The organism is Natrononativus amylolyticus (assembly GCF_024362525.1).
In the GTDB taxonomy this organism is placed as follows: domain Archaea; phylum Halobacteriota; class Halobacteria; order Halobacteriales; family Natrialbaceae; genus Natrononativus; species Natrononativus amylolyticus.
The window spans coordinates 2,473,133-2,493,896 of the sequence record NZ_CP101458.1; the positions used below are offsets into that span (position 1 = coordinate 2,473,133).

24 protein-coding genes and 1 tRNA gene are annotated in these 20,764 nt (G+C 66.7%); 12 read left to right on the top strand and 13 right to left on the bottom strand.

Translation table 11 applies throughout. The annotated features are described in order from the left end of the window. Positions 1 to 408: 408 nt before the first annotated feature. From NMQ11_RS12935 to NMQ11_RS12980, 10 genes are all read right to left on the bottom strand, one after another. Positions 409 to 882: a hypothetical protein gene (locus tag NMQ11_RS12935; RefSeq protein ID WP_255168801.1), complete on the bottom strand. Its 474-nt coding sequence runs from the start codon at positions 880 to 882 to the stop codon at positions 409 to 411. A 520-nt stretch (positions 883 to 1,402) separates the two neighbouring features. Further along, positions 1,403 to 1,474 (bottom strand) — tRNA-Ala (locus NMQ11_RS12940). Between the two features lie 81 nt (positions 1,475 to 1,555). Continuing rightward, entirely contained in the window at positions 1,556 to 2,197 is a 642-nt protein-coding gene (locus tag NMQ11_RS12945; protein WP_255168803.1) for a rhomboid family intramembrane serine protease, read from the bottom strand. A 79-nt stretch (positions 2,198 to 2,276) separates the two neighbouring features. Next, positions 2,277 to 2,585 carry a 30S ribosomal protein S10 gene (rpsJ, locus tag NMQ11_RS12950; protein WP_255168805.1) on the bottom strand — a complete coding sequence of 103 codons (309 nt, stop codon included), beginning with the start codon at positions 2,583 to 2,585 and terminating at the stop codon, positions 2,277 to 2,279. Continuing rightward, positions 2,586 to 3,854, bottom strand: coding sequence for a translation elongation factor EF-1 subunit alpha (gene tuf / locus NMQ11_RS12955; RefSeq protein WP_255168807.1), 1,269 nt, complete (start codon positions 3,852 to 3,854; stop codon positions 2,586 to 2,588). Between the two features lie 194 nt (positions 3,855 to 4,048). Then, positions 4,049 to 4,996 carry a homoserine dehydrogenase gene (locus NMQ11_RS12960; RefSeq protein ID WP_255168809.1) on the bottom strand — a complete coding sequence of 316 codons (948 nt, stop codon included), beginning with the start codon at positions 4,994 to 4,996 and terminating at the stop codon, positions 4,049 to 4,051. Next, positions 4,996 to 5,586, bottom strand: a complete 591-nt coding sequence (locus NMQ11_RS12965) for an amino acid-binding protein (protein WP_255168810.1) — start codon at positions 5,584 to 5,586, stop codon at positions 4,996 to 4,998. Before NMQ11_RS12965 ends, NMQ11_RS12960 begins: the two co-directional genes overlap by 1 nt. Positions 5,587 to 5,785: 199 nt before the next feature. Beyond that, positions 5,786 to 6,148, bottom strand: coding sequence for a NifU family protein (locus NMQ11_RS12970; RefSeq protein WP_255168811.1), 363 nt, complete (start codon positions 6,146 to 6,148; stop codon positions 5,786 to 5,788). Between the two features lie 80 nt (positions 6,149 to 6,228). Beyond that, positions 6,229 to 7,206, bottom strand: a complete 978-nt coding sequence (locus NMQ11_RS12975; RefSeq protein ID WP_255168813.1) for an ROK family protein — start codon at positions 7,204 to 7,206, stop codon at positions 6,229 to 6,231. 215 nt (positions 7,207 to 7,421) lie between these two features. Continuing rightward, on the bottom strand, positions 7,422 to 7,877 hold the full coding sequence (locus tag NMQ11_RS12980) for a universal stress protein (RefSeq protein ID WP_255168815.1): 456 nt from the start codon (positions 7,875 to 7,877) through the stop codon (positions 7,422 to 7,424). Between the two features lie 125 nt (positions 7,878 to 8,002). Between NMQ11_RS12980 and NMQ11_RS12985 the strand changes: the two genes are divergently transcribed. The 3 genes from NMQ11_RS12985 (at position 8,003) to NMQ11_RS12995 (ending at position 9,296) form a co-directional block, all read left to right on the top strand. Next, positions 8,003 to 8,743 carry an SDR family NAD(P)-dependent oxidoreductase gene (locus tag NMQ11_RS12985; RefSeq protein WP_255168817.1) on the top strand — a complete coding sequence of 247 codons (741 nt, stop codon included), beginning with the start codon at positions 8,003 to 8,005 and terminating at the stop codon, positions 8,741 to 8,743. A 116-nt stretch (positions 8,744 to 8,859) separates the two neighbouring features. Further along, complete coding sequence (locus NMQ11_RS12990) at positions 8,860 to 9,120, top strand: hypothetical protein (RefSeq protein ID WP_255168819.1); 261 nt, start codon at positions 8,860 to 8,862, stop codon at positions 9,118 to 9,120. Next, entirely contained in the window at positions 9,117 to 9,296 is a 180-nt protein-coding gene (locus tag NMQ11_RS12995; protein ID WP_255168820.1) for a hypothetical protein, read from the top strand. Before NMQ11_RS12990 ends, NMQ11_RS12995 begins: the two co-directional genes overlap by 4 nt. A 12-nt stretch (positions 9,297 to 9,308) precedes the next feature. On the opposite strand, the gene NMQ11_RS13000 is transcribed toward NMQ11_RS12995, so the two are convergent. Next, positions 9,309 to 10,205, bottom strand: a complete 897-nt coding sequence (locus NMQ11_RS13000) for a universal stress protein (RefSeq protein ID WP_255168821.1) — start codon at positions 10,203 to 10,205, stop codon at positions 9,309 to 9,311. A 154-nt stretch (positions 10,206 to 10,359) separates the two neighbouring features. On the opposite strand from NMQ11_RS13000, the gene NMQ11_RS13005 reads away from it, so the two are divergent. The 6 genes from NMQ11_RS13005 to yqeC all read left to right on the top strand — a co-directional run bounded on the left by NMQ11_RS13005 (position 10,360) and on the right by yqeC (position 14,657). Next, positions 10,360 to 10,782 carry a CBS domain-containing protein gene (locus tag NMQ11_RS13005; RefSeq protein ID WP_255168823.1) on the top strand — a complete coding sequence of 141 codons (423 nt, stop codon included), beginning with the start codon at positions 10,360 to 10,362 and terminating at the stop codon, positions 10,780 to 10,782. A 159-nt stretch (positions 10,783 to 10,941) separates the two neighbouring features. Beyond that, positions 10,942 to 11,061 (top strand): universal stress protein, encoded by a 120-nt coding sequence (locus NMQ11_RS20195; protein WP_425607688.1) that lies wholly within the window; start codon positions 10,942 to 10,944, stop codon positions 11,059 to 11,061. A gap of 103 nt (positions 11,062 to 11,164) precedes the next feature. Beyond that, positions 11,165 to 12,544 carry a sulfatase family protein gene (locus NMQ11_RS13015; RefSeq protein WP_255168824.1) on the top strand — a complete coding sequence of 460 codons (1,380 nt, stop codon included), beginning with the start codon at positions 11,165 to 11,167 and terminating at the stop codon, positions 12,542 to 12,544. Between the two features lie 83 nt (positions 12,545 to 12,627). Continuing rightward, positions 12,628 to 13,020: a DUF2267 domain-containing protein gene (locus NMQ11_RS13020; RefSeq protein ID WP_255168825.1), complete on the top strand. Its 393-nt coding sequence runs from the start codon at positions 12,628 to 12,630 to the stop codon at positions 13,018 to 13,020. Positions 13,021 to 13,191: 171 nt separating this feature from the next. Beyond that, positions 13,192 to 13,881 carry a DUF4336 domain-containing protein gene (locus NMQ11_RS13025; protein WP_255168827.1) on the top strand — a complete coding sequence of 230 codons (690 nt, stop codon included), beginning with the start codon at positions 13,192 to 13,194 and terminating at the stop codon, positions 13,879 to 13,881. Further along, positions 13,878 to 14,657 carry a selenium cofactor biosynthesis protein YqeC gene (yqeC, locus tag NMQ11_RS13030; RefSeq protein ID WP_255168837.1) on the top strand — a complete coding sequence of 260 codons (780 nt, stop codon included), beginning with the start codon at positions 13,878 to 13,880 and terminating at the stop codon, positions 14,655 to 14,657. The genes NMQ11_RS13025 and yqeC overlap by 4 nt, the downstream gene beginning before the upstream one ends. A gap of 39 nt (positions 14,658 to 14,696) precedes the next feature. Here yqeC and NMQ11_RS13035 read toward each other — a convergent pair whose 3' ends face one another. Then, on the bottom strand, positions 14,697 to 15,146 hold the full coding sequence (locus tag NMQ11_RS13035; RefSeq protein ID WP_255168839.1) for a universal stress protein: 450 nt from the start codon (positions 15,144 to 15,146) through the stop codon (positions 14,697 to 14,699). A gap of 153 nt (positions 15,147 to 15,299) precedes the next feature. Between NMQ11_RS13035 and NMQ11_RS13040 the strand changes: the two genes are divergently transcribed. Beyond that, complete coding sequence (locus tag NMQ11_RS13040) at positions 15,300 to 15,749, top strand: universal stress protein (RefSeq protein WP_255168840.1); 450 nt, start codon at positions 15,300 to 15,302, stop codon at positions 15,747 to 15,749. Positions 15,750 to 15,810: 61 nt separating this feature from the next. Continuing rightward, entirely contained in the window at positions 15,811 to 16,050 is a 240-nt protein-coding gene (locus NMQ11_RS13045; protein ID WP_255168842.1) for a hypothetical protein, read from the top strand. A gap of 94 nt (positions 16,051 to 16,144) precedes the next feature. Here NMQ11_RS13045 and NMQ11_RS13050 read toward each other — a convergent pair whose 3' ends face one another. After that, a complete protein-coding gene (locus NMQ11_RS13050; protein WP_255168844.1) occupies positions 16,145 to 17,653 on the bottom strand; it encodes an amidase in 1,509 nt (502 codons plus the stop codon). A 148-nt stretch (positions 17,654 to 17,801) separates the two neighbouring features. Here NMQ11_RS13050 and uvrA point away from each other — a divergent pair, with 148 nt between their 5' ends. Next, positions 17,802 to 20,762 (top strand): excinuclease ABC subunit UvrA, encoded by a 2,961-nt coding sequence (gene uvrA / locus NMQ11_RS13055; RefSeq protein WP_255168846.1) that lies wholly within the window; start codon positions 17,802 to 17,804, stop codon positions 20,760 to 20,762. Positions 20,763 to 20,764 lie beyond the last annotated feature (2 nt).

Sequence of the window (20,764 nt, forward strand, 5' to 3'; positions counted from 1 at the left end):
TTAGGTCAGTTAGCCGAATTGAGGGCCATGAAGTTTGGCAAGTCTTTCCGGTTGATAGTACCACGCTTTCGCATAGATCGCTTTCCTTCGGAGAGGTGACTGAATTAACGCCGGATGGGAGCGCAAGCAAGATTGTTAATAACACTGTAGAGAGTCTTAATAACTCCATGCGGCCACCCTATTCGCTCAGCGAGAAAATCAGTCGGTGAGGCGCTCTCCCCTTTCAAATCGACGTCTGTTTATAAGCGGGACCCACACTGACGCGGCTACTTCTATCAATTATCAATTGTGTTGGTAGAGCCGTGCTGAATACAGGGCGCGAATGTGGCACTCAGTAGAGCGCGATCTGCGTGAAAGGCCGAACGCTCAGTACAGGTACGTCATATAAATCTGATATACACTGTAGAGCTATGGTTCGGTTTTCTCAAATTGATAATCATCACCGTACTCATTTGCTTCGATAGTAGCGGGGATGCTTTTGTCAAATTCCAATATCACACGATACGCTTCTTCCACTATATCAGCATGGCAATCATCGGCAGTAGAGATGGGTTCAATGCTTACAGTTACAGTAAGGGCTCCTTCGGTAGCGTCATAATCTGTTTCACTAAGGGAAACCTCATTGCAATTACTTCCACCATAGGACGTTTTTCCTTCAATTATCACTTGAGAATTTGATTCTTTGGTAGTAATTGCTGGTGGCTCATCTAACTCCGGAACCGTGTCCCAATCACTGCGCTCAAGAATTTGCAACTCTTCGGCTATGAGTTCCGAGGGTGGTTCTTTATCATCCTCCAGAGTAGCGGAGCCACTGTCAAGACATCCAGCAGCAGATGGTGAGAGAGCAATTCCCGCCCCTATGAGGACTGTACGCCGGTTCATGTTCGGAAATATACAATACCTGCATAAATACTTTCTCCGAAGGCATACTGCCATTTGACCAAACTGCACGTTCAGTTCGCAGGTTCTATACCGGGTAGTTCACGACAGCATGGCTGAAATAAATCGAGTCAGCGTGCTGCACTCATCCTCTGTATTCAGCACGCAGCTTCTGACAGATCCATGGGTACCCTCACGCTTTCAGAACCATCTTCCACGGTTCCCTATGAGTTGACTGTTCCGGAAGGGAGAGCCGCGCAAGCCGGGTTGAGTAGATCACGGCTCCGGGTCAGTGTCCTTCGCCCTCGCCTTCCCGAAGCGTAGCTCACGGCGGAAGGACTAAGTTCAGAAAGGTTAGAGATAATTGTAGCTACCACGGGACGGGACGCATGACGGAACACAAAACGATTCAATTGGAAACGGAAGCTGTTGCCGCCAAGTCCCAACGATGGACGAATTTGTACTTAAACGAGAGTGCAAAATCGTACGCCGTGTTGCGATTGTTGCCGGAGCGCAACGCGCATGGACTCGCTGGGATTTGAACCCAGGGCCTCTTCCTTGCGAAGGAAGCGATCTGCCACTGATCTACGAGCCCTCGACAGTTTCTATCCGCGGTTTCTATTTGTAGCTTGTGTTTCGCGGGGAGCCTGTGGTGTCCTCACGCACCCCGACGTCCTCAGATCGAGCGCTGGCCGGCTCGTTGCCGACGCCGTTCCGGCTCGAGCACGCCCGCGCGCCCGGCGAGCAAGCCGACGAGGAAGCCGGCGAAGTGGGCGATCAGCGCGACGCCCGGGGCACCCGTCGCGATGGTGACGACCGCGGCCAGGATCAGGAAGACCAGCAGCGTCATCCACCAGGGAACCTCGATCCGGGCGGCGATCCCGTCCGAGAGCCGGTTGCCGGCGATCAGGTACCCCATCAGCGCGAACACCGCGCCGCTGGCCCCGAGGACGCCGGGGGTCTGGCCGCCGCCGGAGAGGGTGAGCAGGAACTCGGTGACGAGAATGTGCGTCACGCCCGCGAACGCGCCGGTGAGGATGAAGAAGGTGTGAAACCGGAGCCGGGTCGTCGCTCGAGCGATCGGCCAGCCGAAGACGATGAGGCCGATGCTGTTCGAAATCAGGTGGCCGATTCCGCTGTGGGCGTAGACGCTCGTCACGATCGTCCACGGGCTGTGATCGAGCGGCGGCGAGAGGACGAACAGTCCGGTCATCAGCGCCGCGGCACCGATGACGTACGCGACCGCCTGCAGGACGAAAACGAGCACGAACAGACCGAGCGTCTCCAGAATGGGGTTCCCCCCGGAACCATCGGACATGACAGTTCGTACGACGGGATGGTACAAAAGCGCTGACTCCGACGCAGCCGCTACCGGCTCGAAAACAGGTGAACGGAGATCAGTCCTCGAGGACGATCTCGATCGAAACGTCGTTCGGCACCTGAATGCGCATGAGCTGGCGGAGTGCGCGTTCGTCGGCGTCCAGGTCGATCAGGCGCTTGTGGACGCGCATCTCCCAGTGCTCCCACGTGGCGGTGCCCTCGCCGTCGGGGGACTTCCGCGTCGGGATCTCGAGCGTCTTCGTCGGCAGCGGGATCGGGCCGCTGAGGTTGACGCCGGTGTTGTTCGCAATCTCGCGGACGTCGTCGCAGATGTCGTCCAGGTCCTGTGGGCTCGTACCCGCGAGTCGAACGCGTGCCTGCTGCATCTATTTCTCGTCGACGCTCAGGACCTTGCCGGCCGCGATGGTCTGACCCATGTCGCGGATGGCGAAGCTCCCGAGTTCGGGGATCTCGCTGGACGGCTCGATGCTGAGCGGCTTCTGTGGGCGGATGGTGACGACCGCGGCGTCACCGGCCTGGATGAAGTCGGGGTTCTCCTCGGCGACCTCGCCGCTTGCGGGGTCCATCTTCTTGTCGATGGACTCGATCGTACAGGCGACCTGAGCCGTGTGGGCGTGGAAGACCGGCGTGTAGCCGGCGGTGACGACCGACGGGTGCTGCATGACGACGATCTGGGCCTGGAACGTCTCGGCGACGCTCGGCGGGTCGTCGGCGGGGCCACAGACGTCACCGCGGCGGATGTCGTCCTTGCCGATGCCGCGGACGTTGAAGCCGACGTTGTCGCCGGGGCCGGCGGATGGAACCTCCTCGTGGTGCATCTCGATCGTCTTCACTTCGCCGCCCACGTCGCTGGGCTGGAAGGAGACGTTGTCGCCGACGTTCATGGTACCGGTCTCGAGGCGTCCGACGGGGACGGTCCCGATGCCGGAGATGGTGTACACGTCCTGGATCGGCAGGCGAAGCGGCGCGTCCGTCGGCGGCTCCGTCTCCGGCAGGTCGTTCAGGGCCTCGAGCAGGGTACGGCCGTCGTACCACGAGGTGTTGTCGGAGGCCTCGGCGATGTTGTCGCCCTCGAACGCCGAGATCGGGATGAACGAGGCGTCGTCAACCTTGAACTGGACCTGGTTGAGCAGCTGGTTGACCTCGTCGACGACCTCGTTGAAGGAGTCCTCGGAGTAGTCGACGACGTCCATCTTGTTGACGCCGATGATGAGTTCGTTGATACCGAGCGTGCGGGCCAGGAAGACGTGCTCCTGGGTCTGCGGTGCGACGCCGTCGTCGGCGGCGACGACGAGGACCGCGTTGTCGGCCTGGCTCGCGCCAGTGATCATGTTCTTGACGAAGTCGCGGTGACCCGGACAGTCGACGATGGTGAAGTAGTACTTGTCCGTGTCGAACTCCTGGTGGGCGATGTCGATGGTGACACCGCGCTCTCGCTCCTCGGCGAGGTTGTCCATGACGTAGGCGAACTCGAATCCGCCCTTGCCCTTCTCTTCGGCTTCTTCTCGGTGCTGTTCGATGACGTGCTCCGGAACGCTCCCTGTCTCGAAGAGGAGTCGTCCCACGAGCGTACTCTTCCCGTGGTCGACGTGACCGATGATGGCCAGGTTCTGGTGGGGTTTGTCTTCGCTCATTGTTGTAGCTCACGCGCAGAGGCGCTTATATCGGTCTCTTTTGCCCGTTGCGGTTAAAACCATTTCGAAACCACATTCCGGTGACCCCCGCGCCGGCTTGCGGTTTGTGTTTCAGTCACACGGTTCAGATCTGAGTCGGGACCCGGCCCCGGACTCGCGGACGCCGGGCCGGCGACCGTACGCAGTCGGCCCGGTCACAGCGGCGGGAGTCGACCGACGTCCGACAGCACCGCCGTCGCCGTCTCCGGTCCGCCAGCGCCGCGGCCGCTCGAGTGCAACGCCCCCGCGTGTCGCGTCTCGATCTGGACGATGTTTCTGGTGCCCGAAACGGCCATCGCGCCGTGTTCGGGCACCAGGCGGGGGGCGACGCGTACGCGCTCACGGGTCGCCTCGCCGACGAGGCGGACCGTCCGGCCGTCCTCGGCGGCGACCTCGAGCGCGCTCGGCGGAATCTCCTCGATTCCGGTGACGTCGGCGTCCGCGAGCGAGAAGCCGCCGTCGGCGAGGACGTTCGCGAGGATGACACACTTGAGCGCGGCGTCGGTGCCGTCGACGTCGAACGTCGGGTCGGCCTCCGCGACGCCGAGGTCCTGGGCCTCCCCGAGGACGTGCTCGTAGCCGAGACCCTCGGCGGCCATCCGCGTCAGGATGAAGTTCGCCGTCCCGTTGAGGACGCCGCGAACCGCCGTGACGGCCGCGGGCGTGCAGTCTTCGATCGTCGACAGCACGGGAATCGCGCCGGCGACGGTCGCCTCGAACCTGACCGCGCCCGCGCTGTCGGCCTCGAGGCCCCGCAACTCCTCGTAGCGCTCGGCGACGGGGCCCTTGTTCGCGAGCACGACGTGGCGGTCGGCCTCGAGCGCCCGCCGCGCGTGCGTAAAACCCGGTTCGGCGTCGTCGAGGGTCGTCGGCGTCGCCTCGACGAGGACGTCGTACGCCGTCTCGAAGAGCGCCTCGGGGGCGGCCGAACCGACCGCCTCGCCGCTGGCTTTGCGCTCGAGCGCGCTCGCGGTGTCGACGCCGTCGGCGTCGATCGCGGCGCTCGTCGAGTCGGCCAGTGCGACGACCTCGTGGCCGTACTCCCCCGCGAGGTCGGCGACGGCGCTCCCGACGGCGCCCGCACCGGCGATCGCGAGGCGCATCAGGCTTCACCTCCGGGCAGCGGCTCGACGAAACGGAGGTCCTTCTCGTCGGCGAGGGTCCGGATCGCCGCGAACGCCTCGTCGGCCCGCCCCGAGTCGACGGCGAGCCGGATCCGCGCGCTCGAGACGGCGTCCATCCCGTCGGGTGCGGCGAGCGAGAGATCGACGATCGCCGCGTCCGCGTCGGTTTCGATCGCAGAGAGCGTCTCGGAGAGGTCGGTTTCGACCAGGTGGCCGACGAGGACGATGCTGTGTTCCTCGCCGTAGCGCTCCGCACCCGCCTGGATGACGTTGATCCCGGCCTCGCGGAGGCCGTCGACCACGTCGTCGAACCGTTCGGGCGCACACTCGAGGTCGACCTCGACCGGGATGTGCCCGCGCGGGGTGATGTTCCCCCGCTCGTGGTGAATGCTCAGGAGGTTCCCGCCGTTGTCGGCGATCGGCGCGAGCGCCCGGAGCAACTCGCCGGGCTCGTCGACGAGTTCGAGGCGAACGGTGTGTGCCTGAACGCCGCCGTCGGCCTCGATGCCGCCGTTCGCGTCGGTGTCCGTCGGTGGTGTCGCCTCGCCACGAACGTCGCGGTCAGTCATCGACAGCACCCCCGACCTGCGGGAAGCCACACGTCGTCATGTACTACGGTTGCGTATCGGGCGGGTAAAAGCGTATAGGCGTTCCCAAAACTGTCCGTCCCTGTCAACGCGGGGCACTCAGACGGGGTGCGGTCCCGCGTTACCGGCGCACCCGCAGGCGGGTCGCGGGTGTACCGGAACTGACGGACAGGTGTCCGTCTCAGAAGTGGTCCTTGCCGGGGTTCGAGGATCCCCAGTCGCCGCGGCCGCCCTCGGTGCGGTCGATCCCCATGATCGACTCGGCCTGCTCCGGGCCCCCGAGGCTGTCCCGCGGGTCGGGAACCCGAACCGTCACCTCGTCGATCTCGGGCCACTGGATCAGCGCAGCCTCGATGTTCCCCGTGGTGACGTCGCTGATCGAACAGCCGCTGCAGCCGCCGCCGAGTTCGATGACGACCTCGCCCGTCTCGGGGTCTGCCTCGCGAACCGCGCTCGTCCCGCCGTGCATCTGGATGATCGGCATCTCGCGCGCGAGCCAGCGCTCGACGCGCTCTTTGAGGGGATCGGCGTCGGAGTCGGTCATCGTCGGGGCTAGGGTCTCGAGCGGGGAATAGTGTTTGGTTCCGGAGAGCCGGTCGGGAGCGATCGCGGACCGGTCGGCGCTCAGTGTCGAAGCAGGCGCCGGTCGCCGGTCCCTTCGGTGAGCGCGCTCGCCAGCGCCCCCTCGACGACGACGTCGTCGCCGAGGTCGGTCACCGTGATCTCGGGGACGTTCGTCATCACCAGCTCGGTGACCCGCTCGCGGATGGGGTCGACGACTAACTCCTCGTTGTGGAGGGCAACCGCGCCGCCGAAGGAGACGACGATAGGGGCGAACGAGTGGACGACGTTCGTGACGCCGATGGCGTTCCAGTGGGCGACCTGCTCGATCACGTGGTCGGCGAGGTCGTCCTCGCCGGCGAACTCGAAGACGGTCTTCGCCGTGAAGTCGGGGTCCTCGAGCGGGAGCGCGGTGTCGATCGACGGGTCTTCGTCGGCGAGCGACCGGGCGTACTCGGGTATGCTGTTGCCCGAGCAGTAGGCCTCCCAGTGGCCGTCGTGGCCACAGCCGCAGGTCATCATCCCTTGCGGATCGACGATGCAGTGGCCGACCTCGCCGGCGTTGCCGTCCCAGCCGTCGAGGATGTCGCCGTCACAGCAGACCCCCGCGCCGATCCCCGAGGAGATGGTTACGTACACCATGTCGTCGGGGTTGCGATCGGAGTGAAAGCGCTCGCCGATGACGCCCGCGTTCGTGTCGTTGTGGAGGTAGACGTCCGCCGTGTCGGCGAGTTTCCCGATCGGCCCGGTGAGCGGGATGCGGTCGATCGTATCCGGCAGGTTCGCCGGATCGATTACCGTCCCCTCCGCGAGGTCGAACGGGCCGATCGAGCCGATGCCGACGGCGACGATCCGTTCGGGGTCGATCCCGGCGTCGGCGCAGGCCTCGCGCATCGTCTCGAGGACCTGCTCCGTTACGTCGATACCCGTCGGACCGCGTGGCGTTTCGTTCCGGCTCACGCCGACGATGGTTCCGTCGTCCTCGGCGACGACGGAACGGACGTTCGTCGCTCCGAGATCGACGCCCGCATAGTAGACCATTCCTGTCCTAGGGGACAACGGCCACCCCACTTAACTACACACATCCTTACTCGTCTCCGCATCCCCATTCAGAACCCGTAGACTGCAGTCCGATCGGTCGGAACGTCGTCTCCTTCGAGAACGTCACGGTTCGGATCCAATGATAGTCACTCGGAGAGCAATGACAGTCACTCGGAGAGACTTCTCGCGTGCGTGTCAAAGACGGGGCGAGGGTCTCACTCGGCGCCGCGGACGAACGTGACCGGACACGGCGCCGACAGCAGAACCTCCTGGGCGGTCGAGCCGAACACCGCCTTCCCCGTCGGCGACCGTCGACGACCGCCGACGACGACGCGGTCGGCGTCGACGCTCTCTGCCAGATCGACGATCGTCGGGCCGTGGTCGCCGACGGCGCCGCGGATCACGTAGTCGACGTCGTCGTCCTCGAGCGTCGCCCGGAGGTCGCGGATCGTCGCGTGCCGGGAGGCGACCTCGTCGGGGTCGGCCGCCTCGAGTTCGGTGTCGAAGGCCAACCGCTCGAGGACCTCGTCGTACTCCGACTGGGTGAAGACGTGTCCGAGGACGACCGTCGACCCCGCCGGTTTCGCGACTTCGACGACCGCCTCCGCCAGTTCGTCCGTCCGGTCGGCGTCGCCGGGGCCGACCGCGAGCAGGATCGTGTCCAGGGTCATACGCCCACTAGGCCCGCCCATTCACTTAAACATTCACAGTTTACTCATTCTCGAGTAACATTTTGATCGGGGAGGCGGGCCACCGGGGACGGTAAGGCTAACTCGCCGGCGGCGGAAGCGAGCGTATGAACGACCCGGACCTCTCGGGGCGGACCGTTCTGGTCACCGGCAGTTCGACCGGCATCGGTCGCGAGGTGTTGCTGGCGACGGCGGCTCGCGGCGCGAAGACCGCCGTCCACTACCACACGAGCGCCGACGCGGCCCGCGACGTCGCGGCGACGGCCGACGAGCGGGGCGCCGAGGCGACGATGACCGTCCAGGGCGACGTCACGGACCCCGACTCCGTCGACGGGCTCTTCTCGGCGGTCGAGTCCGAACTCGGACCGGTCGACGTGCTGGTGAACAACGTCGGGGACTTCGCGCCCGCCCACTGGGCCGACCTCGAGTTCGACACCTGGAATCGCGTGCTCGAGACGAACCTCAACGGCACCTACCTGTGTTCGAAGCGCGCGCTGCCCGCCATGCGCGAGGCGGACGACGGTCGGATCGTCAACGTCGGCTACGCCTCGAGCGAGAAGGGGCTGGTCAGCCCGAAGAACTTCCCGTACTTCGTTGCCAAGGCGGGCGTCCTGATGTTCACCCGGATGCTCGCCGCCGACACGAGCGACGACGGGATCACCGTCAACGCCGTCTCGCCGTACGTCGTCGAGAACTCGGCGGAGTTTCCCGAAGAGTTGCCGCGGGACCGCCCGGCGAGTTTCGACGACGTCGTCGCGCCGGTGCTGTTCTTCCTCGATGCCGACAGCGGCTACGTTAGCGGGGAAAACATCGAGGTCGACGGCGGCTGGCTGCCCGAGACGGTGTGAGCGCGGGACGACCGGCACCTTCCCGCCCTCGATCCGTGCCGATCTCGAGAGCCGCTCGCCCGGCACGCGACTCCGCAGCAGTGCGCTTCTTGCCGCTCGCGCCCGTACCGTCCACGATGGATACGATCGAGTACACCTACACGTTCGGGATGAGCGAGTCGGAGCTCAGAGCCCACCTCGAGGACGGCGACGTCGGGGTCCTCGCCCTCGCGAACGAGGGGGCGGCGTACGGGATCCCCGTCGCCGACGACTTCGACGACGGCCTCTACGTTCGGCTCACGCGCGAGGACTCGAGCAAGCGCGCTACATCGAGACGACGACGGAGGCGCGTTTCCTGCTGTACGGCGTCGAGTCGCCGAACCGGTCGTGGAGCGTGATCGCGACGGGAGCGCTCCGACGGCTCGAGGGCGACGAGCGGGCGGCGTTCGACGAGGCGGCCATCAACGAGCGGTTCCACCGCCTCCGGACCTTCGACGAGGACGTCGAGGCGGTCGATATCGACGTCTACGAGTTCGAGATCGAGGCGATCACGGGTCGGAAGACCGGCGGCTGAGCGGGGCCCCGCTCAGCGGTCGCCCGACGGCCGCCGCCGGGAGAGCGCCCGGCGCAGCCGCGAGGTGGTCGGCACGTACCGCCTGGCGAGGATCACCGTTCCCGCGGCGTGTCGCCCGACGCCCTCCGAGACCGACCCCAGGAGCCGGCGTTCGAGTAGGCCGCCGCGCGAGACGCCGAGGAGGGTGAGGTCGTGGTCGGCCGTCCGATCCGTGATCGCGCCCGCGACGTTCTCGGCGGTGGCTACCTCCGTGGTGGTCGCCACGCCCTCGAGAGAGGAGCGCGTGCCGCCGAGCAGGACTTCCGCTTCCGACTCGGTGTACTCGGGGTTCGTCTCGGCGACGACGTGCAGCAGGTGAACGCCGGCGTCGTGGCTGCGGGCGATCGACGCGGCGGCCTCGAGGGCGCACTCGTCGTGGGGGCCGCCCGCGACGGGAACCAGCACGGAATCGGGATCGGCGGGCGAAGGCGTCTGGACCCGCTTGACGAGGACGTCGCACTCGGCGTCGCGCAGAACCGTGTCGACGTGGCTCCCGAGGACGACGTTCCCTCTCGGCGGCCGCCCGCGCCACCCCACGAGTATCGCGTCGGCGTCGTAGCGCGCCGCCGCGCCGACGATGCCGCGCGCGACGCCGCGGGCCATCCGAATCCGTCGCTCGGCGAGAATCCCGGCCTCTGCAGCCCGCTCGGCGGCCGTCTGTAACAGTTCCTCGTGGCGGGAATCGAGCAGGTACCGCCGGCCGTCCGCGAGTGAGAGCTGCGGCGGGACCTCGAGAACGAACACGAGAACGAGCCGGTACGACCGGTCCGTCGCGATGTCGATCGCCGTGTCCAGCTGGCGATCCGCGGTGTCGGGGTTGGCGAGCGGAACCAACAGCGTGCCGCGCGTCTCGGGTGTATCGTCGACCATCGGTGGTGGAGGTACGGCTGCCACCGGTATAACCGACGCCCCGGTTTCGGTTCCCGGCGGCGCGAGACGGGGTCCGGGGGTTCGTATCAGCAGACGATAGATTCGTACTCGCGGCCAACACCTACTTTGTCCGCTGGCGTGGGGAGGTCGAACCATGACAGTCGACACCCTCTCGCGGAGCGACGTCGTAACGGCGACGGTCGAGTCCTCGGTACGCGACCTCGCGGTGACGATGCGCGACGACGGCGTCGGAAGCGTCGTGATAACCGACGGCGACGAGCCGGTCGGAATCGTCACGGACCGCGATCTGACGGTAGCGGTTCTCGCCGAGGGGGCCGACGCGGACGAACTCGACGCGACCGACGTGATGTCCGACGAACTCCGGACGATCGACCACGACGCCGGCTTCTACGAGGCGACCGAACTGATGAACAGCCACGGGATCCGCCGGCTCCCCGTCGTCGGCGCCGACGGCGAACTCGCCGGCATCATCACGGCCGACGACCTGAGCGAACTGCTCGCGGACGAACACCAGGAGCTCACGGGCGTCCTCCGGTCCCAGCGAGCGCCGTACTGAGACACGATCGACGCCGACACGAACGGGAGTTATAGCGGTCGGCGTCGAAGGAGACGGTATGGGTGAGCGCACCCTCGTTCCGTACGACGGGTCACGGCCGACGCCGCCCTCGAGTACGCACTCGAGCGGTTTTCCGACCCGGAGCTGACCGCGCTGTACGTGATCGCGGTGCCGGAAGGGTACTGGGCCGCGTTCGACGACCCCGAGCGGGCGCTTCTCGGCAGCGTCGCCGAAGCGGTCGTCACGCGGTCTCCGGTGCCGGTCGTCGTCGTCCCGTAGGCGTCGGTGTCTCGAGCGCCGTCCGCGGGTCAGCGGCGAATCGGCGCTCGAGCGGCACGCGACCGGGCAACAGTTATCCGCCGGGTTGTGGTAGCCGGTTCCTATGGCGGATTCCCGACAGGACGAGCCACACGTCCTTCTGATTCACTGTCACGACCTCGGACAGTACCTCGGCTGTTACGGCGTCGACATCGAGACGCCGACGATCGACGCGCTCGCCGACGACGGCGCGCTGTTCGAGAACCACTACGTCACCGCACCCCAGTGCTCGCCGAGTCGCGGCAGCCTCATGACGGGTCGGTACCCACACGTCAACGGGCTCATGGGGCTGGCCCACGGCAGCTGGGAGCTCCACGAAGACGAGACGATCCTGCCGCAGTATCTGGGGAACAACGGCTACGAGACCCACCTGTTCGGCCTCCAGCACATCTCCCAGGACACCGATCGACTCGAGTACGACTTCGTCCACTCCGAGGGAAACCTCTACCCCGGCGTCTCGCCGGCGGTCCACCAGGCCAATCGCGCGCGAAACGTCGCCGACGTCGTCTCGACGTTCCTCGAGCGCGGGGCGTCCGACGACCCCTTCTTCGCCAGCGTCGGCTTCTTCGAACTCCACCGGGTCGAAGAGGAGAACGGCCGGTTCGGCTTCGACGCCGACCACTACGACGACGACGATCCCGACGGCATCCGGCCGCTGCCGTACCTGCCCGATCGCCGGGGAATCCGCCACGACTTAGCGGAGATGCGGGGGATGGTGACCGCCGTCGACGACGCAATGGCCTCGATCACCGACACGCTCGAAGCGACGGGGCTCGACGAGGAGACCCTCGTGATCTTCACCACCGAACACGGGATCGCCTTCCCGCGCGCGAAAGGGAGCTGTTACGACGCCGGCATCGAGGGGGCGCTGCTGATGTGCGGGCCGCGACTCCCCGAGGGGGCGCGGTACGACGAACTCGTCAGCAACGTCGACGTGCTGCCGACGCTGCTCGAGTACGTCGGCCTCGAGGTGCCCGACCGGATCGACGGGCGGAGCTTCGCGGCGCTACTCGGGGACGACGCCAGCGCGGGCGACGGCGAGACGAGCTACGAGGAGCGCGAGCGGCTGTTCGCCGAGATGACCTGGCACGACATGTACAACCCCGTCAGGGCGATCCGCACGGAGCGGTACAAGTACATCCGAAACTTCTGGCACCTCCCCGAGGTGTACCTCACGAAGGACATCTTCGCGAGCGAGTCAGGCCGAGAGGTCCGGGAGTCCTACGGGACGCCGCCGCGGGCGTACGAGGAGCTGTACGACATCCACGAGGACCCACAGGAGGCGGAAAACGTCGCGTTCGAGCCGCGGTACGCGGAGATCAGGAACGACCTCTCCGAACAGCTCTACGAGTGGATGGTCGACACCGACGACCCCTTGCTCAACGGACCGGTGGCGCCGGGGGACTACGACGAGATCACGGACTGGACGCACCTGGACGAGTGAACCGTCAGCCGGCGACACCCCCCGTCCTATTTGCCGTCAGTCGGCGTAGCGAGTGCGGCCGATACCCGGCGCGAGCGCACCCCATGAACTACAAGGAATTCATCGGCCAGGTCCAGCACAGACTCGAGTACGCCCAGTTCGGCCAGGCGGTCCGGGCCACGCGGGCGACGCTGACGACCCTCGGCGAGCGGCTCCACGAGGGGGAGGCGACCGACCTCGCCAGCCCGCTCCCCATGGAGATCGACCGCTACCTCACGGAGGCCGACTCCGGCCAGCGCTTCGACTACGGCGAGTTCGTCGGCCGGGTCGCCGACCGCGAGGACGTCGACCGACCGACGGCGAACTACCACGCCCAGCAGATCGTGGCGCTGCTCGCCGAGATCGTCCCGCCGGGGAACCTCGAGAAGGCGCGCAACCAGCTTCCCGACGACTACGAGCGGCTGTTCGAACTCACCGACCTCGCCGCCGAGGAGTGAGCCGTCGCGCCGCAGGCGTCAGATAGTAACAACTGAAACGGTGTACTGATTTTCAGTGGCTACTATACCCGTGGTCGCCGTTGGTGCCGGTATGATCGCGAGACGGACCGGACGGGACGACGCCGACGGTCGCGGATCGGGCGGGCCACTCCCGGCGGGTGACTGCGGCCGATGACGACGGTTCTCGAGCCCCGCGGGGATCGCCTCTGGACCCACGAGGAGCCGCTTCGCTTCTACGGCTTCGAGATCGGCCGCATCACGACAGTGATCCGGCTCTCGAGCGGGGGGCTGTTCGTCCAGTCGCCGGCCGAACTGACGCCGGCTCTCGAGGCCGACCTCAGGGAACTCGGCGGGGTGCGGTTCGTCGCTCCGGCGAGCAAGCTTCACGGCCACCTGTACATGGAGCAGTACCGCGAGGCGTTTCCGGACGCCGAACTGCTCGCCGCGCCGGGGCTCGACGGCCGGCGGAGCGACCTCCGGTTCGACGGGTTACTCGGCGACGCGCCGGACCCGCGGTGGGCGCCCGACCTCGATCAGGTCGCCGTCCTCGGCAACCGGCTGCTGACCGAGATCGCGTTTTTCCACCGGCAGAGTCGAACCCTGATACTCGGCGACGTGGGCTACCACATCGGGCGGGACAGCCCGCTGAAGACCCGCCTCATGGCCCGTCTCCTGGGGATGTACGAGCAGGTCGGACCGCCGAGGGACTACCGGTTGGCGGTAACCAACGAGGCGAGTTTCCGCCGATCGATTCGGGAGATCCTCGCCTGGGAGTTCGACCGGGTGATCCCCGGCCACGGCGAGATCGTCGAAACGGGCGGCAAACGCGCGGTACTCGAGGGGTTCGACTCGCTGCTATGACCGCACAGAATCTCGTCGACGCCCTCGGAATCGACCGCGACCGCGGCGTCACCTGCGTCGTCGGCGCCGGCGGGAAGAAGTCGACGCTGTACGCCCTCGCCGACCGCCTCGAGCGGGCGATCGTCACCGCCACGGTTCGCATCCCGCCGTTCGAAGAACACGTCGCCTCCCTCGAGGTGACCGCCGACCCGATCGCCACCGCTCACGACGCTGTTGTGAACGCCGAGGACGAACCGGACGCAACGCCGGATGGGAGGTGGCCGCTGGGACTGGTCGCAGCTCGAGAGCGCACCGATCGGTACCGGGGGTACGAGCCGGCCGTCGTCGACGACCTCGCCGCGGCGGTCGACGTCCCGATCCTGGTCAAGGCCGACGGCGCCCGAACCCGGTGGCTCAAGGCGCCGAACGACCGGGAGCCACAGCTTCCCGCCGCGGCGGACACCGTGATCCCGATCGCGAGCGCCCGCGTCGTCGGCGAGACGCTCGACGACACGCTCGTCCACCGCCCCGAGCGCGTGGCCGCGGTGACCGGCCTCGAGGTCGGCGACGAAATCACCGCCGAGGCCGTCGCGACCGTGCTGACGAGCGAGCGAGGCGGCTGGAAGGGCGTTCCCGACGGCGCGACGGTCGTCCCGCTGCTCAACATGGTCGACACGCCCGCCCTCGAGCGGACCACTCGCGAGGTCGGGACCGAGATCCTGCGGCAACGGGACGTCACCCGCGTCGTGCTCACGCGACTGCTCGAGGACCGACCAGTGGTCGACATCCTCGAGTGAGGGCGGCCGACGGAGCGCAAGCTGTGGACACCCGCCCGCCTAGCGGATCAGCGACACCCGCATCGGAGCGCGAAACGCGACCGCCTCGGTAACACTGCCGACGAGGGGGTGAGCGCCGGTTTCGCGGCCGTGACTGCCGAGGATGATCTGATCGACGTCGTTGTGGGTCGCGTACTCGATGATCTCCCGGTCGGCGCGGCCGATCGCGCGCTCGGTGGCGATCGAGCCGTCGTGGTCGGCCGCGGTCGCCGTCAGTTCGTCGAACAGGTCGTCTACCAGTTCGTTGGCACGATCGTACCACGCCTCGGATCCGTGGCGCGGCTCGGTCGTGTGGTCGTACTCGGCGTCGGCGACGCTGTACCCCGGTTCGCTGGGGTCGATCACGTGGAGGACGACGATCCCGCTGTCGGGGTGTTCCTCGAGGGCCGTCTCGAGCGCCCGGCGCGACAGCGGCGAGCCGTCGACCGGAACGAGGATTCGGTCGGTCATGCAGGGGTCGTACCACGAACGCGCTCAAAAAGGGAACGCGCACGAACCCGATCTTCTCCACACCGCGATCCGGTGCGGTCTCGGCGGATCGACGTTCGCGAGTCCGGCTACGCTTAAGCGCCCTCGGGTAGTAGCGCCGCACGACCCACTGCAATGGACGAGACGATTCTGGTCGCCGTCGACGACAGCGACTCGGCAAACGACGTCCTCGAGCGAGCGATGGCGTTCGCGGCCGCGACCGGCGGCGACCTGCACGTCCTGACCGTGGTCGAGCCCCGTCGAAGTCGGCTGGCGTTCGGCATCAGCGAGGTAGACGATCTCAACACCGCGACGGCCAGCCTCGCCGACCACGTCGCCGAGGCGTACGACGGCTATTCGGTCGACGTCCACGCCGAGGTTCGCCGCGGCCGCCCGGCGGCCGAGATCCTGTCCCACGCCGACGAGATCGGCGCGACCCTGCTCGTCGTCGGCAGACACGGAACTACGGGGCTTCCCAGGGCGCTCCTCGGCAGCACGGCCGACCGCCTGACGCGGCTGTCCCGCGTTCCGGTGGTGCTCGTTCCGGGTCCGGACGCCGACGACGAGGGCGAACCGCGGCGCTGACGTTCTGTCGCGCCAGAACGGCACACGATTTTATACCGGCGTTCGTGGTAGCCCCGCCTGCATGGTACCTACGCTCACCGACGACGAAGTCGGCAAGAAAGTGGTCGACGCGGAAGGAAAGGAGCTCGGCATCGTCGCGAAAGTCGACGGGAGCACGGCCTACGTCGATCCGAACCCGAGCGTCGCAGAGCACATCATGGCGAAAGTCGGCTGGGAGGGCGAAGACGAGGAGGACTACGTCGTCACCACCGAGATGATCGACCGCGTCGACGACGAGATCGTTCTGCAGGGCGACATCTGAGGCCGTAGATCCGGCTCGAGTCGCGTGACCGCCGCCGACGCCCGAGCCCCGGCCGCCGAACCGACCGACGGATCGCCGTCCCGGCGGGGGCGAATCACTCCGATAGCGGCGGGGTAGTCTCCGGCGGCCGGCGGTGGTCGGTCGCTTGCTCGAAGGAGTACGCCAGCGCGAGCAGCGTCGGTTCGTCGAACGGACGCCCCAGCAACTCGAGGCCGACCGGTAGCCCGTCGCCGGTGAAGCCGGCCGGGACCGAGACCGCGCTACAGAGCGACTGCGAGGCGATGATCGTGTTCGTCGCGAACGTCATCGTCTCGTAGGTCCCCTCCCGGATCTCGCGTTCCGTCGGCGGGACGACCTGTACGTCGGGGAAGACGATCGCGTCCAGGCCGTGGGCCGCGAACACGGCCAGGATCTCCTCCTGGAACGCGTGCTGTGCGTTTCGGCGCTTCCAGTAGTCGAGGTTCTCCGAGAGATCCGCCGGTCCCTCCTCGGCGAACCCGACGAACAGATCCAGCAGGTCGTGGTACCGCCCGCTCTCGTAGAGGTCCTCGACGGAGTCGACCGGGCCGTCGCGATCCGCGAGGAACTCGTTCAGGTCGTGTTTCGACTGCAGAATGTAGAGCATCGTCTCCTCGAGGTAGGCGTCCAGTCTCGGGATTTCGACGGGGTCGACGAGCGTCGCGCCGGCGTTGCGCATCGTCGTGAGCGCCCGCTCGACGGCGTCGACGACCGGCCCGGAGTCGGGGTCGTCGGCGTCGCCGAACCCGTCCCGGAGTACGCCGATCCGCGCGCCGTTCAACCCGTCGGCGAGGAGGGCGTTCGTGTACGAGCCCCGGTCTGCAACCAGTGTCGTTCGGCCGGTGAGCGTGTCGCGCTCGTCGTAGCCGACGAGAACGTCGAGCAGTTTGGCCGTGTCGCGGACGGTTCGCGTCATCGGGCCGGCCGTGTCCTGCTGTGAAACCAGCGGGCTCACGCCGGCACGGCTGATGAGACCGGGCGTCACGCGAAACCCGACGAGGTTGTCGAACGACGCGGGCACGCGGATGGAGCCGCCGCAGTCCGTCCCGATGCCGACGGCGCCCAGGTTCGCGGCGACCGCCGCTCCGGTTCCGCTGCTCGAGCCGCCCGGGTCCCGCGTCGGATCGTACGGGTTCTTCGTCCGGCCGGTGTTCGAGGAGAACCCGAACCACGACGTCGCCCAGTCCGGCATCGTCGTTTTCGCCAGGACGACCGCTCCCGCCTCGCGCAGCCGTCGGGTCACTTCCGATTCGGCGTCCGGAACGTAGCCGTCGAACGCCTCGGAGCCGTACGTCGTCGGAATGTCGGTCGTCTCGACGTGATCCTTGACCACGACCGGGATCCCGTGGAGAGGGCCGACGAACGTCCCGGACTCCTCGAAGGACCGGTCGAGTTCGGCGGCGCGGGCTGTAGCCTCGTCGTGTACCGTCACGATCGAGTTGAGTTCGGGGCCGGCGCGGTCGTAGGCGTCGATGCGCTCTCGGTAGCGGTCGACGAGCTCCTCGCTGGTCAGCGTCCCGGCTTCGAACGCCCGGTGGATCCGGTCGATCGTCGCCTCCTCGAGCGGAAACGTCGTGTTCGTCATGCCCGGCTCCCTTCCACGAACGGCCGCATAGTTCCGCGGGGTCGTCGGAGGGTATGCGCTCGAGTCGATTCGGCCGCTCCTTCACTTTCACTCCGGTGGGTTCCGCAACCGACAACCCTTCATTTGTCCGGGCGCTGACTCGGGCTAGATGAGCAAGGAGTACATCGAGGTGCGGGGTGCAGAGGAGCACAACCTGAAGGACCTCGACGTCTCGATTCCGCGCGAGTCGTTCACCGTCGTCACCGGCCTCTCGGGGTCGGGGAAGTCGTCGCTCGCGTTCGAGACGGTGTACGCCGAGGGCCAGCGACGCTACATCGAGAGCCTCTCGGCGTACGCCCGGAACTTCCTGGGCCAGATGGACAAACCCCAGGTCGAGACGGTCGAAGGCCTCTCCCCCGCGATCAGCATCGATCAGAAGAACGCCGCCAACAACCCCCGCTCGACGGTCGGAACGGTCACCGAACTCCACGACTACCTCCGCCTGCTGTACGCCCGCGTCGGCACCCCGCACTGTCCGGAGTGCGGCCGCGAGGTCGGCGAGCAGTCGGCCCAGAACATGGTCGAGCGCATCCTCGAGCTACCGGAGGGAACCAGAGCCAAACTCGCCGCGCCGGTCGTCCGCGACCAGAAGGGGGCCTTCGAGGACCTGTTCGACGAGCTGGTCTCCGAGGGGTACGCGCGGGTCGAGGTCGACGGCGAGGAGCACGACCTCACCATGGAGCGTCCCGACTTGGACGAGAACTACGACCACACGATCGACGTGATCGTCGACCGCGTAAAGGTCTCGACGGAGGCTCGTCCACGGATCATCGACAGCGTCGAGACGGCGCTCGAGGAGGCCGACGGCGTCCTCAAAGTCATCCTCCCTGATGCACCGGAGGAGGTCGCCGCCGAGCTGGGCGAGGAGTCCCGTCGGACCGGGGCGCTGGGCGACGAAATGGAGGAGGACGACCGGTTCGTCGTCGAGTTCTCGAAGGATCTCGCCTGTACGCACTGTGGCATCGACGTCCCCGAGATCGAGACCCGCTCCTTTTCGTTCAACTCGCCCCACGGCGCCTGCCCGGAGTGTGAAGGGCTCGGCGAGACGAAGGAGGTCGACGAGGAACTCGTGGTTCAGGACCCCTCCAAACCGCTGAAGACCGTCTTCGAGCCCTGGAGCTACAACCGCTCGTACTACCGGACCCGGCTGGACGCCGTCGCCGAGCACTTCGACGTCTCGCTGTCGACCCCGCTCGAGGAGATCGACGACGACGTCCGCGAGGCGTTCCTCTACGGGACCAGCGAGCAGGTGCTGTTCAAGCGCCGGACGAAAAACGGCACCCGACGCAAGCGAAAGCGGTTCGAGGGCATCATCCCGAACTTAGAGCGACGGTACCTCGAGACGGACTCCCAGGGCACCCGCGAGCACATCGAGGACTACATGTCCGTCACCGAGTGTCCGGCCTGCGACGGCACCCGGCTGCGACCCGCGAGCCGCGCCGTGCTGGTCGACGGCACCTCGATCACCGAGATCAACGCCGCGAGCATCGGCGACGCCCTCGATCACTTCGAGTCGCTCGAGGCCAGTTTCACCGAGCGCGAGAAGGTGATCGCCGAGGAGATTCTCAAGGAGATCCGCGCCCGGCTGGGTTTCATGTGCGAGGTGGGCCTCGAGTACCTCACCCTCGACCGGGAGGCTTCGACCCTCTCCGGCGGAGAGAGCCAGCGGATTCGCCTCGCCACGCAGATCGGTTCCGGGCTCGTGGGCGTGCTGTACGTCCTCGACGAGCCCTCGATCGGGCTCCACCAGCGGGACAACGACCGGCTGCTGGATACGCTCGAGGAACTTCGCGACCTCGGAAACACCCTGCTGGTCGTCGAACACGACGAGGAGACGATGCGTCGGGCGGACAACGTCATCGACATGGGGCCCGGCCCCGGCAAGCGCGGCGGCGAAGTCGTCGTCAACGGCCCCGTCGACGAGGTCGTCGCCTGCGAGGGGTCCATTACGGGCGACTACCTCTCGGGCCGAAAGCAGATCCCGGTCCCCGAGGAGCGTCGCGACCCCGCGGGCGCGCTGACGATCCTCGGCGCCCGCCAGCACAACCTCAAAGACCTGGACGTCGACATCCCGCTCGGCTGCTTTACGGCGATCACGGGCGTCTCGGGTTCCGGGAAGTCCACCCTGATGCACGACGTCCTCTACAAGGGGCTGGCCCGCGAGATGAACGACAACACGAGCGTCATTCCGGGCGACCACGACGGCCTCGAGGGCCTCGAGGCGATCGAAACCGTGCGGCTGATCGACCAGTCGCCGATCGGGCGCACCCCCCGGTCGAACCCGGCGACGTACACCAACGTCTTCGACTACGTCCGCGAACTGTTCGCGGAGACGAAACTCGCCAAACAGCGCGGCTACGAGGTGGGCCGGTTCTCCTTCAACGTCAAGGGCGGCCGCTGTGAGGAGTGTGGCGGCCAGGGAACGGTGAAGATCGAGATGAACTTCCTCTCGGACGTCTACGTCCCCTGCGAGGAGTGCGAGGGGGCTCGCTACAACGACGCCACTCTCGACGTCACCTACAAAGGGGCGACCATCGCGGACGTACTGGACATGGAGGTCGAGGAGGCCTACGAGTTCTTCGAGGCGAACTCCCAGATCCGACGTCGCCTGAAGCTGCTGAAGGACGTCGGCCTCGACTACATGACCCTGGGCCAGCCCTCGACCACCCTCTCCGGCGGGGAGGCCCAGCGGATCAAACTCGCCGAGGAGTTAGGGAAGAAAGACACCGGCGAGACGCTCTACCTGCTCGACGAGCCGACGACCGGACTCCACCACGAGGACGAGCGCAAACTGATCGACGTGCTCCACCGGCTGACCGACAACGGCAACACCGTCGTCGTCATCGAGCACGAACTGGACCTGGTGAAAAACGCCGATCACGTCATCGACCTCGGCCCGGAGGGCGGCGAGCACGGCGGCGAGCTCGTCGCGACCGGCACCCCCGAAGACGTGGCGCGACTCGAGGACTCCCACACCGGCCACTATCTGCGGGACCTGCTGCCGGGCGTGGATCTCGAGGGGCCCCGCGGCGAGCGCGTCGAACCGGTGACGGCGCCGACGGACGACTGACG

Excerpts from the sequence above, each read along its gene's own strand:
- tuf (WP_255168807.1), bottom strand. The coding sequence starts at position 3,854 with ATGAGCGAAGACAAACCCCACCAGAACCTGGCCATCATCGGTCACGTC.
- NMQ11_RS12980 (WP_255168815.1), bottom strand. The coding sequence starts at position 7,877 with ATGACCCTGGACACGATCCTGCTCGCGGTCGGCCCCGGCGACGCCGAC.
- NMQ11_RS13040 (WP_255168840.1), top strand. The coding sequence starts at position 15,300 with ATGGACGAGACGATTCTGGTCGCCGTCGACGACAGCGACTCGGCAAAC.
- NMQ11_RS12960 (WP_255168809.1), bottom strand. The coding sequence starts at position 4,996 with ATGCGCCTCGCGATCGCCGGTGCGGGCGCCGTCGGGAGCGCCGTCGCC.
- NMQ11_RS13050 (WP_255168844.1), bottom strand. The coding sequence starts at position 17,653 with ATGACGAACACGACGTTTCCGCTCGAGGAGGCGACGATCGACCGGATC.
- yqeC (WP_255168837.1), top strand. The coding sequence starts at position 13,878 with ATGACCGCACAGAATCTCGTCGACGCCCTCGGAATCGACCGCGACCGC.
- NMQ11_RS12935 (WP_255168801.1), bottom strand. The coding sequence starts at position 882 with ATGAACCGGCGTACAGTCCTCATAGGGGCGGGAATTGCTCTCTCACCA.
- NMQ11_RS13020 (WP_255168825.1), top strand. The coding sequence starts at position 12,628 with ATGAACTACAAGGAATTCATCGGCCAGGTCCAGCACAGACTCGAGTAC.
- rpsJ (WP_255168805.1), bottom strand. The coding sequence starts at position 2,585 with ATGCAGCAGGCACGCGTTCGACTCGCGGGTACGAGCCCACAGGACCTG.
- NMQ11_RS12945 (WP_255168803.1), bottom strand. The coding sequence starts at position 2,197 with ATGTCCGATGGTTCCGGGGGGAACCCCATTCTGGAGACGCTCGGTCTG.
- NMQ11_RS12985 (WP_255168817.1), top strand. The coding sequence starts at position 8,003 with ATGAACGACCCGGACCTCTCGGGGCGGACCGTTCTGGTCACCGGCAGT.
- NMQ11_RS12975 (WP_255168813.1), bottom strand. The coding sequence starts at position 7,206 with ATGGTCTACTATGCGGGCGTCGATCTCGGAGCGACGAACGTCCGTTCC.
- NMQ11_RS13005 (WP_255168823.1), top strand. The coding sequence starts at position 10,360 with ATGACAGTCGACACCCTCTCGCGGAGCGACGTCGTAACGGCGACGGTC.
- uvrA (WP_255168846.1), top strand. The coding sequence starts at position 17,802 with ATGAGCAAGGAGTACATCGAGGTGCGGGGTGCAGAGGAGCACAACCTG.
- NMQ11_RS13035 (WP_255168839.1), bottom strand. The coding sequence starts at position 15,146 with ATGACCGACCGAATCCTCGTTCCGGTCGACGGCTCGCCGCTGTCGCGC.
- NMQ11_RS13000 (WP_255168821.1), bottom strand. The coding sequence starts at position 10,205 with ATGGTCGACGATACACCCGAGACGCGCGGCACGCTGTTGGTTCCGCTC.
- NMQ11_RS12970 (WP_255168811.1), bottom strand. The coding sequence starts at position 6,148 with ATGACCGACTCCGACGCCGATCCCCTCAAAGAGCGCGTCGAGCGCTGG.
- NMQ11_RS13015 (WP_255168824.1), top strand. The coding sequence starts at position 11,165 with ATGGCGGATTCCCGACAGGACGAGCCACACGTCCTTCTGATTCACTGT.
- NMQ11_RS12990 (WP_255168819.1), top strand. The coding sequence starts at position 8,860 with ATGGATACGATCGAGTACACCTACACGTTCGGGATGAGCGAGTCGGAG.
- NMQ11_RS13025 (WP_255168827.1), top strand. The coding sequence starts at position 13,192 with ATGACGACGGTTCTCGAGCCCCGCGGGGATCGCCTCTGGACCCACGAG.
- NMQ11_RS12965 (WP_255168810.1), bottom strand. The coding sequence starts at position 5,586 with ATGACTGACCGCGACGTTCGTGGCGAGGCGACACCACCGACGGACACC.
- NMQ11_RS13045 (WP_255168842.1), top strand. The coding sequence starts at position 15,811 with ATGGTACCTACGCTCACCGACGACGAAGTCGGCAAGAAAGTGGTCGAC.